This window comes from Actinoalloteichus caeruleus DSM 43889 (genome assembly GCF_000429185.2).
GTDB lineage: Bacteria > Actinomycetota > Actinomycetes > Mycobacteriales > Pseudonocardiaceae > Actinoalloteichus_B > Actinoalloteichus_B caeruleus.
The window spans coordinates 5,832,155-5,845,458 of sequence record NZ_AUBJ02000001.1 but is presented as its reverse complement, the minus strand read 5'-3'; the positions used below and the strand labels follow the sequence as shown (position 1 = coordinate 5,845,458).

The 13,304-nt window shown below is 72.1% G+C and carries 10 protein-coding genes; 3 read left to right on the top strand and 7 right to left on the bottom strand.

From position 1 onward, the window contains the following. Nucleotides 1-9: 9 nt before the first annotated feature. The 4 genes from bioB to G443_RS23890 form a co-directional block, all read right to left on the bottom strand. Nucleotides 10-1,053 (bottom strand): biotin synthase BioB, encoded by a 1,044-nt coding sequence (gene bioB / locus G443_RS23905; protein WP_026420035.1) that lies wholly within the window; start codon nt 1,051-1,053, stop codon nt 10-12. A gap of 48 nt (nt 1,054-1,101) precedes the next feature. Further along, entirely contained in the window at nt 1,102-1,890 is a 789-nt protein-coding gene (gene bioD, locus G443_RS23900) for a dethiobiotin synthase (protein ID WP_026420034.1), read from the bottom strand. 26 nt (nt 1,891-1,916) lie between these two features. Continuing rightward, entirely contained in the window at nt 1,917-3,209 is a 1,293-nt protein-coding gene (locus tag G443_RS23895; protein ID WP_026420033.1) for an adenosylmethionine--8-amino-7-oxononanoate transaminase, read from the bottom strand. Nucleotides 3,210-3,298: 89 nt separating this feature from the next. Beyond that, nucleotides 3,299-4,519: a cytochrome P450 family protein gene (locus G443_RS23890; RefSeq protein ID WP_026420032.1), complete on the bottom strand. Its 1,221-nt coding sequence runs from the start codon at nt 4,517-4,519 to the stop codon at nt 3,299-3,301. Nucleotides 4,520-5,279: 760 nt separating this feature from the next. On the opposite strand from G443_RS23890, the gene dnaE reads away from it, so the two are divergent. From dnaE to G443_RS23875, 3 genes are all read left to right on the top strand, one after another. After that, nucleotides 5,280-8,846 (top strand): DNA polymerase III subunit alpha, encoded by a 3,567-nt coding sequence (gene dnaE / locus G443_RS23885; protein ID WP_026420031.1) that lies wholly within the window; start codon nt 5,280-5,282, stop codon nt 8,844-8,846. A 280-nt stretch (nt 8,847-9,126) separates the two neighbouring features. Next, nucleotides 9,127-9,978 (top strand): DUF4253 domain-containing protein, encoded by an 852-nt coding sequence (locus tag G443_RS23880; protein WP_103056435.1) that lies wholly within the window; start codon nt 9,127-9,129, stop codon nt 9,976-9,978. Between the two features lie 102 nt (nt 9,979-10,080). Next, nucleotides 10,081-11,130, top strand: a complete 1,050-nt coding sequence (locus G443_RS23875) for an Lrp/AsnC family transcriptional regulator (RefSeq protein ID WP_026420029.1) — start codon at nt 10,081-10,083, stop codon at nt 11,128-11,130. A 57-nt stretch (nt 11,131-11,187) separates the two neighbouring features. Here the strand turns inward: G443_RS23875 and G443_RS23870 are convergent, their stop codons facing one another. The 3 genes from G443_RS23870 to lspA form a co-directional block, all read right to left on the bottom strand. Beyond that, complete coding sequence (locus G443_RS23870) at nt 11,188-11,565, bottom strand: hypothetical protein (RefSeq protein ID WP_155886228.1); 378 nt, start codon at nt 11,563-11,565, stop codon at nt 11,188-11,190. 186 nt (nt 11,566-11,751) lie between these two features. Further along, the gene (locus G443_RS23865) at nt 11,752-12,681 is read right to left on the bottom strand and encodes an RluA family pseudouridine synthase (RefSeq protein WP_026420027.1); all 930 of its coding nucleotides are present in this window, start codon (nt 12,679-12,681) and stop codon (nt 11,752-11,754) included. Then, complete coding sequence (lspA, locus tag G443_RS23860) at nt 12,678-13,214, bottom strand: signal peptidase II (RefSeq protein WP_030105869.1); 537 nt, start codon at nt 13,212-13,214, stop codon at nt 12,678-12,680. Before lspA ends, G443_RS23865 begins: the two co-directional genes overlap by 4 nt. Between the last annotated feature and the right edge of the window lie 90 nt (nt 13,215-13,304).

The following is a 13,304-nucleotide window of genomic DNA, read 5'->3' as shown; positions in this document are numbered from 1 at the left end:
CCCGAGGGCTCACAGGGTGCTGTTGAGCGCCTTGATCGGCATGTTCAGCTCGGCCAGCATGTCCAGGTCCTCGCCGGCCGGTCGCCCGAGGTTGGTCAGGTAGTTGCCGACGATGATCGCGTTGATCCCGCCGAGCATGCCCTGCCTGGCCCCCAGGTCACCGAAGGTCAGCTCCCGGCCCCCGGCGAAGCGCAGCATGGTGCGCGGCAGGGCCAACCGGAACGCCGCCACCGTGCGCAGCGCCTCCGGCCCCTCGACGACCGGGTAGTGCTCGAACGGGGTGCCCGGGTTGGGGATGAGGAAGTTCAACGGCACCTCGTGGGGGTCGAGCTCGGCGAGCTGGCTGGCGAACTCGGCTCGCTGCTCTGTCGTCTCCCCCATCCCGATGATCCCGCCGCAGCACACCTCCATGCCCGCGTCCCGCACCATCCGGAGGGTGGACCAGCGTTCCTCCCAGGTGTGGGTGGTGACGACCCGGGAGAAGTGGGAACGGGCGGTCTCCAGGTTGTGGTTGTAGCGGTGCACCCCCATCGCCGCCAACTCCTCCACCTGCTCCCCGGTGAGCATGCCCAGGGAGCAGGCGATGTTGAGCTCGCGGGTCACCTCGTCGGCGCGGATGGCCTCGATGCCCGCCCTGACCTGCCGGAGCAGGCGCTCGTCCGGCCCGCGCACCGCCGCCACCACGCAGAACTCGGTCGCACCGGAGGCCGCGGTCTGCCGGGCGGCGCGCACCAGGCCCGGGATGTCCAGCCAGGCCGCCCGGACCGGGGTGGGGAACAGGCCGGACTGGGAGCAGAAGTGGCAGTCCTCCGGACAACCGCCCGTCTTCAGGCTGACGATGCCCTCGACCTCGACCTCCGGACCGCACCAGCGCAGCCGCACCCGGTGTGCCAGGTCGAGGAGTTCGGGCAACCGGGAGTCCGGCAGGGACAGCACCTCGCGCAGCGCGCCCTCGCCCAGCCCCCGGCCGGCCTCCAGCACCTCGGCCTCGGCCCTGGCCAGGACGTCCACCGGCTGGGCGCTGGTGGTGGACCTACCGTCGACATCGCTCACGAGTTGTCACGATGTCAGTGACGGTACGTGGCGCGCACTGCCGAAGACCTACAAAATCGGTCGGCGAGTCTGTGCTGGCTCCTCCACTTCGGACGGCGTCGTGGGGGCGGTGCCCGGTGCGACGCCCACTCCGGCCGGCCCGGTGATCCCCTTCGGGGTGAACCGCCCGCCCAGTGCGCCGGCGAGACCGTCGCGGGCGGCGAGCAGGAAGTCCGCCGGGGACCGCCCCGCACACCCGGTGGGCAGCACGCCGAGCAGCGGTACCCCGGTGACCAACGGCAGGTCCCGGAGGTTCTCCCGGCACGCGAGGTCCGGGTGGGCCGGCCACTCCCCCACGACGAGCCCCGCGCAACGCAGGCCCCGCCCGCGCAGCGCCTCCACGGTGAGCGCCGCGTGGTTCAGCGTGCCCAGACCGGCCCTGGTCACGACCAGCACCGGAGCAGCCAGCTCGGCCGCCGTCTCGGCGAGGCCCCCGCTCTCGTCGAAGCGGACCAGCAGCCCACCGGCGCCCTCCACGAGCACCAGGTCGTGGTCGGCGGACAGGGAGCGGGCCAGGTCGGCGACATCGCTCGGGGACACCGGCGCCAGGCCCCGGCGGCGGGCCGCCGTCGCGGGGGCCAGCGGATCGGGGTAGCGCGCGGTCTCCCGGCAGGTGACCGCACCGGCGAGGCGGACCACCTCGTCGACATCCCCCGGTTCGTCCTCGGCCACCCCGGTCTGCGCGGCCTTGAGCACGGCGACACGCCGACCGCTCGCCGCCGCCAGCGCCGCCACCCCGGCCGTTACCACGGTCTTGCCGACACCGGTGTCGGTGCCGGTGATCACCAACAGTCGCACGCGGCGACCCTAGCGGCAGGCGCGCCTCACGCCTCCTCGGCCACCGCGGTCATGGCCGCGCAGATCGCGGCGATGTCCTCGTCCTCGCTGACGTAGGGCGGCATCGTGTACACCAGGTCCCGGAAGGGGCGCAGCCACACCCCGTGCCGGGCGGCGGTCTCCCTGGCCGCCGGGAGGTCCACCGGGCGGTCGAGCTGGAGGACCCCGATCGCCCCGAGCACCCGGACGTCCACCACGCCGGGCAGCGCGGAAGCGGCGGCCAGGCCGGCCCGCAGGCCCCGCTCCACCCGGGCGACGCGGGCGCGCCAGTCACCCGCCAGCAGCAGCTCGACGGAGGCCGCCGCGACCGCGCAGGCCAACGGGTTGCCCATGAACGTGGGGCCGTGCGCCAGGACGGGCACGGCACCGGCGGAGATCCCCTCCGCGACCTCCTCCGAGCACAGCGTCGCGGCCAGGCTCACGTACCCGCCGGTGAGGGCCTTGCCCAGGCAGAGGACGTCGGGCGCGACTCCGGCGTGGTCGGCGGCGAAGAGCTCACCGGTGCGACCGAAGCCGGTGGCGATCTCGTCGAAGACGAGCAGCACGTCGTGGGCGAGGGTGAGTTCACGCAGGACGTGCAGGTAGCGGGGGTCGTGGAACCGCATCCCTCCCGCGCCCTGCACCACCGGCTCCACGATCACGGCCGCCAGCTCGTCGGCGTGCCGCTCCACCAGGTCCGCCAGGGTCCGCACGTAGTCCTGGTCGACTCCGGCGTGGGCACCCGGGGGCGGTGCGGGGGCGAACACCTGCTCGGGCAGGACCCCCGACCACAACGCGTGCATCCCCCCCACCGGGTCGCAGACGCTCATCGGGTGGAAGGTGTCGCCGTGATAGCCGCCGCGCCAGGTGAGCAGGCGGGTCTTCTCCGGTCGTCCCCGGGACCGCCAGTGCTGGAGGCACATCTTGGCGGCCACCTCGACGGCGACCGATCCGGAGTCGCTGAGGAAGACGTGGGGCAGTGACCCCGGGGTGATCTCCGCCAGCCGTGCGCACAGCCGCACCGCGGGCTCGTGGGTCAGCCCCCCGAACATGACGTGGCTCATCCGCCCGAGCTGGTCCCGCGCGGCGGCGTCCAGCTCGGGCACCTGGTAGCCGTGGATCGCCGACCACCACGAGGACATGCCGTCGACCAGTTCCTCCCGCCCGGCGACGGGGGTGGCGAGGCGGAGCCGCACGCCGGACGCCGAGTCCACCACCAGCGGCTCCACCGTTCCCGGCATGGGCCCGTACGGGTGCCAGACGTGCCGTCGGTCCAGGTCCAGCAGGTGTTCGACCGTCACCCCAGCAGGGTAGAGCGGTGATCGCCCCGCCCGAGGTGGTCCCCCGCCCTGGCGGAGGACCGGGGACCACCTGGGTGGAGCGGGTGGCCTCAGCGCAGGCGGACCGGCAGTTCCTCCAGCGCCCTGACCAGGGTCGACTGGCGCCACCGGATCTCCGACTGGGGCGTGCCCAGGCTCATGTTCGGGAACCGGCGCAGCAGCCCACCGAAGGCCACCTCGCCCTCCATCCTGGCCATCGCGGCTCCGACGCAGTAGTGCACGCCGTGGCCGAACGCCAGGTGCCCGCTGGCGTTGCGGGTGATGTCGAACTCGTCCGGGCGGGAGTAGCACTGGTCGTCCCGACTGCCCGCGAGCAGCGAGACCAGCACGATCTCCCCGACGCCGATCCGGGCGTCGCCCAGGCGGAACTCCTCGGTGGCGTACCGGATGCTGGCCAGGTGCACCGGGCCCTCGAAGCGCAGGGTCTCCTCGATGGCGGCCGGCAGCATGGTCAGGTCGGACCGCAGCGCCCGCAGCTGCTCGGGGTGGCGCATCAGGTGCAGCATCCCGTTGCCGATGAGGTTCACCGTGGTCTCGTGACCGGCCACCACCAGGAGGAACGCCATCGCGACCAGCTCCTCCTCGCTGAGCCGGTCCTCACCGTCCCTGGCCTCGATCAGGTCGGTCAGCAGGTCGTTGCCCGGGTGCGCGCGCTTCTCGGCGATGAGGTGCTGGAGGTAGGCGAGCATGTCGTTGATCGAGGACTGGGTGCCGTCCGCCGGTCCGTAGTTGGCGACCACGTCGGCGCTCCACCGCCGGAACTCGTCCGCGTCGGCGTGCGGGATGCCCAACAACTCGCAGATCACCCTGATGGGCAGCGGGAAGGCGAAGGCGTCGAGGAGGTCGACCTCCGTCCTCGACTCCATCTCGTCGAGCAGCTCGGTGGTGATGGCCTCGACGCGGGGGCGGAGGTTGACGACCATGCGGGGGCTGAAGACCTGCCGCACCAGGCGCCGCAGCCGGGTGTGCTCCGGCGGGTCCATGTTGACCATCTGGGCGGCGAAGCTGCCGGCCAGCTCGGCCGGTGTCTGGCCGTCGGGCAGGTCGAGGTGCCGGAAGAGGCTGGAGAAGCCCCGGTAGTCCTTGCTCAGCGACGGCGTGGTCAGCGCTTCCTTCGCCTCGTCGTACCGGGTGACGACCCACGCCCGAAGACCGGAGGGTAGTCGGACCGCGTGCGCGGGTCCGGTGGTCCGTAACGCCTCGTAGACGCGGTGGGGATCCTGGAAGAAGTCGTCCCCGAGCGGCCGTGGGGCGGTCAGCGACTGGGTCATGGAGATCCTTCCTCGTTCAGATGATCTTGCGCGTGACGAGTGAACCGTCTCGATGGCTCGGAGTAAACGGCCAATCACGGGAAGCCGCCGGAACTACTCCGCTCGGCCCAGCGCGGGGTCCGCGGGCGGCACGGCCGCTACTCCCCCTGGCGGGTGCGGCGGTCCGCTCGGGCGCGGGGGCATGGGGCGCCCGGACCAGCGGGGGCGTCCGCCCGCGAGCCGCCCTCCCCGCCGGCCTCGCCCGGGCTGGCGCGCTCTCCCGGCGAGGCACGCGGCCGGTCGCCGCGACCCCGGAACCGACGGCTGGTCCCACGCCTCCCCGCCACCTCGATCACCACCCGAGCCGGTCACGGCGAGCACCGGCGCGCGGTCGTCACCGCCCCGGCCGCACCGGGTCGATGGGCCGGCCCAGGCCGACACGCCGGTCATGCTCCGACCCCTCCTCGACGATCATGCGGTGCCCGCCGGGCCTGACGGGACGTCACGTTGCCGGTTCAACCAACTACCACCCGTCGCCACCCCCGATCAACCTCGGGGGGCGGGTGGGACTCGCCAGCCACGCCACCCCGCCACACCCGAGGGGCGTCGTGGCCTCGCCCCACGCCGTCCCACCGTGCGGTGGGACACCCCGAACCGAGGGCGACACCCCGGGTGGGGTGCTCTCGTCGCGGCACGGCCAGGACATAGGCTGGGCGCTTCTCCCGCGCGGCCCGCACCGCCGCCCCCGCGCGCCGTCGACACGCCCCGGAGGTCCCTGCCCGTGCCCGGTGACTCCTTCGTCCACCTGCATGTCCACACCGAGTACTCGATGCTGGACGGAGCGGCCAAGATGGCGCCGCTGTTCGCCGAGGCCAAGAGACTCGGGATGCCGGCGGTCGGCATGACCGACCACGGGAACATGTACGGGGCCGACGAGTTCTACCAACAGTCGAAGAAGGCGGGCATCAAGCCGATCATCGGGATCGAGGCCTACCTCGCTCCCGGCAGCCGGTTCCACAAGAAGCCGGTGTTCTGGGGCCAGTCCCATCAGCGCTCCACGGACCAGTTCGGTGAGGGCGGTGACGTCTCCGGTGGGGGTGCGTACACCCACATGACGATGCTGGCCGGCGACGCCACCGGCCTGCGGAACCTCTTCAAGCTGTCCTCGCTGGCCTCCATCGAGGGCTACTACCGCAAGCCCCGGATGGACCGCGACCTGATCGCGGAGAACAGCCAGGGCATCATCGCCACCACCGGCTGCCCCTCCGGCGAGGTCCAGACCCGGCTGCGACTGGGCCAGTACGACGAGGCCATCCAGGCCGCCAGCGACTACAAGGACATCTTCGGCGCCGACAACTTCTTCGTCGAGCTGATGGACCACGGGCTGGCCATCGAACGCTCGGTGCGGGAGGGGCTGCTCGACATCGCCAAACGGCTCGAACTGCGGCCGTTGGCCACCAACGACTCGCACTACGTCACCAAGGACCAGGCGGAGTCGCACTCCGCCCTGCTGTGCGTGCAGTCCGGCAAGACTCTCTCCGACCCGAACCGCTTCAAGTTCGACGGCGACGGCTACTTCCTGAAGTCGGCCGAGGAGATGCGGGCGTTCTGGGACAAGGAGGTCCCCGGCGCGTCCGAGTCGACACTGCTGATCGCCGAGCGGGTCGAGTCCTACGCCGAGGTCTACGAGCACCGCGACCGGATGCCCGTCTTCGACGTGCCCGAGGGCGAGACGCAGGAGTCCTGGCTGCACCGGGAGGTGATGAAGGGGCTGGACTGGCGCTTCCCGGAGGGCGTGCCCGACGGCTACCACGAGCGGGCCGAGTTCGAGCTGAGCGTCATCGCGCAGAAGGGCTTCCCCGCCTACTTCCTCGTCGTGGGTGACCTCGTCCAGCACGCCAAGGAGATCGGCATCCGCGTCGGCCCCGGTCGTGGTTCCGCGGCGGGTTCCCTGGTGGCGTACGCCCTGGGGATCACCAACCTGGACCCGATCCCCCAGGGACTGCTCTTCGAACGGTTCCTCAACCCCGAGCGCGCGTCGATGCCCGACATCGACATCGACTTCGACGACCGCCGCCGGGGTGAGATGGTCCGCTACGCCACGGAGAAGTACGGCGCCGACCGCGTCGCGCAGGTCATCACCTTCGGCACGATCAAGACCAAGGCGGCGATCAAGGACTCCGCCCGGGTGCACTTCGGTCAGCCCGGTTACGCGATCGCGGACCGGATCTCCAAGGCCCTGCCCCCGCCGGTGGCCGCCAAGGACATCCCGCTGGCCGGCATCGTCAACCCGGAGCACGAGCGGTACCCCGAGGCCGCCGAGGTGCGCACCCTGATCGAGACGGACGCGGAGGTCTCCAAGATCTTCGAGACCGCCCGTGGTCTGGAGGGCCTGATCCGCAACGCGGGCGTGCACGCCTGCGCGGTGATCATGTCCTCCGAACCGCTGATGGACGCCATCCCGCTGTGGCAGCGGGACGACGGGTCGATCATCACCGGCTGGGACTACCCGTCCTGCGAGGCCATCGGCCTGTTGAAGATGGACTTCCTCGGGCTGCGGAACCTCACCATCATCAACGACGCCATCGACAACATCAGGGCGAACCGGGGCGACGAGATCGACCTCGACGTGCTGGGCCTGACGGACACGAGGACCTTCGAGCTGCTGGGGCGCGGGGACGCGCTCGGCGTGTTCCAGCTCGAGGGCGGCGCCATGCGGGACCTGCTGCGCAGGATGCAGCCCACCGAGTTCAGCGACATCATCGCCGTCAACGCCCTCTACCGCCCGGGCCCGATGGCGATGAACAGCCACAACAACTACGCCGACCGCAAGAACGGCCGCCAGGAGATCACCCCGATCCATCCCGAGCTGGCCGAACCGTTGGAGGAGATCCTCTCCGAGACCTACGGCCTGATCGTGTACCAGGAGCAGATCATGCGCATCGCGCAGAAGGTCGCCGGGTACTCGATGGGACGCGCGGACGTGCTCCGCAAGGCGATGGGCAAGAAGAAGCTGGAGGTGCTCGAGAAGGAGTTCGAGGGCTTCCAGGCCGGGATGCGGGAGAAGGGTTTCTCCGACGAGGCCATCAAGACGCTCTGGGACACGATCCTGCCGTTCGCCGGTTACGCGTTCAACAAGTCCCACGCCGCCGGCTACGCCCTGGTCTCCTACTGGACCGCCTATCTCAAGGCCAACTACCAGGCCGAGTACATGGCCGCCCTGCTCACCTCGGTCGCCGACAACAAGGACAAGTCCGCGGTCTACCTCTCCGAGTGCCGCCGCCTCGGCATCCAGGTGCTGGCTCCCGACGTCAACGAGTCGGCGCTGCGCTTCGCCGCCGTGGGGACCGACATCCGCTACGGCCTCGGCGGCATCCGCAACGTCGGCGGCAACGTCGTGCAGTCGATCATCGACACGCGGAAGAAGAAGGGCGCCTACACCTCCTTCAACGACTTCCTCACCAAGTCGGAGATCGTCAGCTGCAACAAGCGGGTGATCGAGTCGCTGATCAAGGCCGGCGGGTTCGACTCGCTCGGCCACTCGCGCCGCTCGCTGATCGAACACCACGAGGCGGCCGTCGACGCCGTGATCGGCCTCAAGCGGCAGGAGGCGATGGGCCAGTTCGACCTGTTCGGCGGTGGCGACGACACGCCGGCCAGCGAGGACGCCTCCCCGCTGGCGCACCTCACCTACACCCCCGAGGAGTGGCCCCGCAAGCAGAAGCTGGCCTACGAACGGGAGATGCTGGGGCTCTACGTGTCGGCGCACCCCCTGGACGGGGCGGAGCGCATCCTGCGCAAGCAGGCCCCCCGGGACATCGCCGCCCTGCTCAACGACCCACCGAAGGAGGGGGAGGTCATCATCGCCGGCATGATCTCCTCGGTCGAGCGGCGGGTCAACAAGAACGGCGAGCCCTGGGCGATCACGACCGTGGAGGACCTGGACGCCTCCATCGAGGTGCTGTTCTTCCCCAAGTCCTACGCGGTGCTCGGCCAGGACCTCGTGGAGGACACCGCCGTGGCGGTCAAGGGCCGGGTCAACTGGCGCGAGGACAAGATGAGCATCTTCGGTTCCGGGGTGATCCCGCTGGACATCAGCGAGGCGGAGAACAACCCCGGCGTCGAACCACCGTTGACGCTGCTGGTCAAGTCCGAACTGATCACCGAGGAGGTGGTCAGCGACCTCAAGCAGGCGCTGCGCGCCCACCCGGGGGAGACCCCGGTGCGGCTGAAGCTGCACTACCAGCACAAGACGGCCATGCTGGCCGTGGACGACTACCCGATCTCCACCTCGCCGGCCTTCTTCGGAGAGCTGAAGGCGATCCCGGGCGTCACGATCAGCGCCTGAGGCCACACCACCGAGGGGCCCGTTCCCGCGCGTCGGGGGCGGGCCCCGTCGCACGCCCGCCCGGACCGCCTCGCCGAGGTTCACCGGCCTGCCCGACTGGCCCCCTCGCGGGTGATCTTCCTCGTCCGACAGCCGCCACGTCCCGCACCCTGCGTGGTCGCGCGCGGCCGCGGCCCCCACGATCTGATGATCACGCTCGTCGTCGGTTTGGCGTGAGAATATCGGCAGGCCCAACGCAAGGGGCGACCCGAGCACTGGACGACATCCGGGAGAACCCGACGTGGTGGATCAGGCGGACACGAGATCACTGCCGGACGAGTTGGCGGCCCTGTTCCCCGAGGGCGGGGACGGGCGGCCCCTCCCACCGGACCTGCCGCCGGGCGAGCTCATCTGGGCCGACGAGAGCTTCGCCCGCTACCGGCTGTCCACCGTGCGGCCCGCGCTGTGGCTCAGCCGGGACCCCGCCGGGGCTGGGACGTGGGCCCGGTACCGCGCCCTCCACCCCGAGACCGGGCTGTGGCCGCTGCTGCTGCGCCCCAGTGACCTCCAGGGCGGTGAGCCGTGGGAGACCGGGGAGCTCGCTCCCGAACCGGTGTCCCGCGTCGACCGGCACGACGCGCGGGCCCTGATGGCGGAGTGGTGGGCCGAATCGGCCGCCCCGTCCGGCGGCGGACACGACGTCAGCGAACAGCTGCTGCCCTTCGGCCCCGACTTCCCCGGCCTCGCCCCCAGGGCCGTGCCCGACCGACCCCCGGAGGAGGTCGCCGACTGGCTGGCCGGTGAACTGACCGACGGGGTGGCTCGGCTGGGGCTCGTCGCGGCGTCGCGCGGCGCGGACGCGCTCGCCCAGATCGGCTGGATGGGGCCGGTGAACTACTCGGAGCGCACCGCCCCCCTGTCGGCGATCCTGCGCAGCTGGGAGGACCGGTTCGGGGTGCGCGTCGTCCGGCTCGGGTTCGACACCCTGGACCTCAGCGTGGCGGCGCCGCCCAAGACCCCGGAGCACGCCCTGGCCGTGGCGGCCGAGCACTGGTCGTTCTGCCCCGACAGCATCGACCAGGGGGTCGGCAACCTGGGCGACTACGCCCGGCAGATCGTGGGGCACCACTCCTGGACCTTCTGGTGGGAATGATGCCGCCGCACCCCCGTTCCCGCGCCGTCCCGCTACGGGAACGAGCCACCGTTGTCGGCTCCGCCCGGTGGGCGGCCCCCATGATTAGGTAGCGTGCCTGACGTGGTTGGTCCTGATCCCGTCGACACCCGGTTACTCGCGTTGATCGCCGAGGCCGGTCGCGCGTCCGTCACCGACATGGCGCACCGGTTGGGCATGGACGTGCGGGAGGTGGCCGCCCGCCTGGCGGCCCTGTCCGCCGCCGGCCTCCCCCTGGTGGTCGGGGTGGAGTGCGACCAACAGGCCATCCGCAACGTGTTGATGGCGGCCGGAGCCTGGGCGCAGCACCAGTACCAGTCCTACCCGCCCGGCCCGCCACCGGGCTACCCGGCGCCAGCCCCGCCCGGCTACCCGGTGCACGGCACGCCCAGCGGCTCCTACCCTCCCCCGGGCAGCGGTAGCGGCCCCTACCCCCCGCCGGGCAGCGCCAGCGGGGCCTACCCCCCGGCGCACCACCCCGGCGCGGCCAGCGGTCCCTACCCGCACCCGGCACCCGGCTTCCCACCGCCGGGGCAGGCGCCACCCAGCGGCCCGTTCCCCGCACCGCCGCCAGGCCCGGCCGCGCCCCCGCACCCGGCTCCGGCCGCGCAGGAGGGGGCGCCCTCGGATCCCGCCAGCGTGTGGGGTCCACCGCAGTCGGCGTCGTGGGCGAGAGGGGACGGCCCTCCGGCTGCCACCCCCACCCCACCCCGGGCCGGTCAGGTCGGGACGGCCCTGGAGACGCACGGCGTCGAGGGCGAACGCGTCCGCATCCAGCTCCTGGAGGTCGTCGACCCGGCGAACTTCCTGTTCGAGGCAGCCGGGTACACCCTCCAGGAGGGCGAACGCGCCGTCGTCGTCCACACCGAGATCACCAACCAGGGCCCCCTGCCGTTCGCGGCCCTGCCCGACCTGTACCTCGTCCTGGTGACCGAGGACGACCAACCGGTGTCGAAGGCCCCCGTGTCCCTGTCCTCCCGGCCCGCCTACCGCATCGGAGTGGGACCCGGGGAGACCGCCGGCGGCCACTCGGTGTACGTGCTGCCCGACAGCACCCGGGTCACCTCCGTCCGCTGGAGCCCCGGACCCGACCCCGACCACCGCACCCTGACCTGGACCGTCGACGAGGACTGAGCGGGCCGCCCGCGCGGCGCCGGCCCCGGAGGGTGACGCCGGCGAAGCTCCGCCCGGTCAGGCGTCGCGGCGGCCGAACATGCGGCCGACCCAGCCAGCCCTGCCGTCGGGCTCCTCCCGGTCGTCGTCACGGCTCCGGCTGAACGTCGGCCAGTCCCGGGTCTCGCCCTCGACCGACTCGGGCGCCTCGGCCCCGATCACCGCCGGCGCCGCCTGGCCAGCCGCCGTCTGGTCCACCAGCGGTCGCGGGGTCGGCTCGGTCGGCGGGTCGAAGGGGTCCCTCCGACCGCCCCCGGCCATCGACGCGCCGCCGGCCGAGGCCCCCACGGCCACCGGTGGCAGCGCGAACCCCATCGGCGGGGTGGGCGGTTCCTCCGGCCCCGCCAGCCTTCCGCGTCCCGCCTCGATGTACTGCTCGTCTCGTCCTTGCCGCACGACGTCTCCCCAGTCGGTCCCGTTCGGGCTCACAGCCGTCCCCACCACGCTAGACGGTGACGGCGCATGATCCACCCATTCCGGTCACTTCGTCCCGAGGTCGTGGCCGACCCGTTGCGTCGGCACACGCCCGACCGGCTGGGCCCGGGCCGGGACAGCCCGCGCCAGGGGACCACCGCCCGGCGGTCAACTCTCCGAACGCAGCCGCCGCAACGCCTCGGCGAGGTCGTCCGGGTACTCGCTGGTGAACTCCACCCACTCCCCCGTGCCCGGGTGGTCGAACCCGAGCCGCCTGGCGTGCAGCCACTGCCGCGTCAGCCCCAGCCGCTGGGCGAGGGTGGGGTCGGCACCGTAGGTGAGGTCACCGGCGCAGGGGTGCCGCAGCGCGGCGAAGTGCACCCGGATCTGGTGCGTCCGCCCGGTCTCCAGCCGCACCTCGGCCAACGAGGCGGCCCGGAAGGCCTCCACCACCTCGTAGTGGGTGACGCTGGGCTTGCCCCCCGCCACCACCGCGAACTTGTAGTCGTGCCGGGGATGCCGGTCGATCGGGGCGTCGATGGTGCCGTTGGTCGGATCAGGGTGACCCTGGACCACCGCGTGGTAGATCTTGGAGACCGTCCGCTCCTTGAACGCCCGCTTCAGGGTCGAGTACGCGGTCTCGCTCTTGGCGACCACCATCACCCCGGTGGTGCCCACGTCGAGCCGGTGCACCACCCCCTGCCTCTCGGCGGCACCGGACGTCGCGATCCGCAACCCCATCGCCGCCAGCCCCGCCAGGACCGTCGGCCCGGTCCAGCCCGGGCTCGGGTGGACGGCGACCCCGACCGGCTTGTCGACGACAGCCACGTCCTCGTCCTCGTGGAGGATCCGCAAGCCCGGCACCGGCTCGGGTGCGGCCACGACCGGCCGCTCCGGCTGGGGGAGCTGGACCTCCATCCACGAACCGGCCACCAGCCGGTCCGACTTGCCCGCGGGAGCACCGTCGATCACCACGCCACCGGACTCGGCGATCGAGACCACGGCCGTCCGTGACAGACCGAGCAGCTTCGCCAGGCCGGCGTCGACCCGCATCCCGTCGAGTCCGTCGGGCACCGGAAAGGTGCGGGTGTCGCTCATCGCTGGTCGTCTCCCTCGGCGGTGGTCGTCTTCTCCTGGTCGGCGCGCCCCCGGACGGTGCTCCCGTCGTAGTCCCGGCCGAGCACGGCCAGCACCACCAGCAGCGCCACCCCGCCCACCAGCGCGGAGTCGGCGACGTTGAACACCGGCCACACGCTGCCGTCAGGAGCGAACAACGAGACGAAGTCCACGACGTGGCCGTGCAGGGGCGCCGGGGAACGGAAGATCCGGTCCGCGAGGTTGCCCAGCGCACCGCCCAGCATGAGGCCCAACCCCAGGGCCCAACCCACCGAGCGCAACCGGGGCGCGATCCAGATGATACCCACGACCACGCCGACGGCGACCAGGGTCAGCAGCCACGTCATGCCCGTCGCCATCGAGAAGGCGGCGCCGGGGTTGCGCAGCAGCACCAGGTACACACCGCCACCGAGCAGCCGCACCGGCTCCCGCCCCTCCAGCTGGGCGACGGCCACGACCTTGGTGACGAGGTCGAGGGCGAACGCCACCCCGGCCACCACCGCGAGCAGGCCCACCCGTCGTCTCGGCGACCCCCCACCAGGGGGCACGGCGGGCCCGCTGGGTCCGCCGACGGCTCCCGCGTCGGCGTTGGCGGGATCGTCGTC

Coding starts and splice junctions, on each gene's coding strand:
- G443_RS23865 (WP_026420027.1), bottom strand. CDS start 12,681: ATGAGCGACACCCGCACCTTTCCGGTGCCCGACGGACTCGACGGGATG.
- G443_RS23890 (WP_026420032.1), bottom strand. CDS start 4,519: ATGACCCAGTCGCTGACCGCCCCACGGCCGCTCGGGGACGACTTCTTC.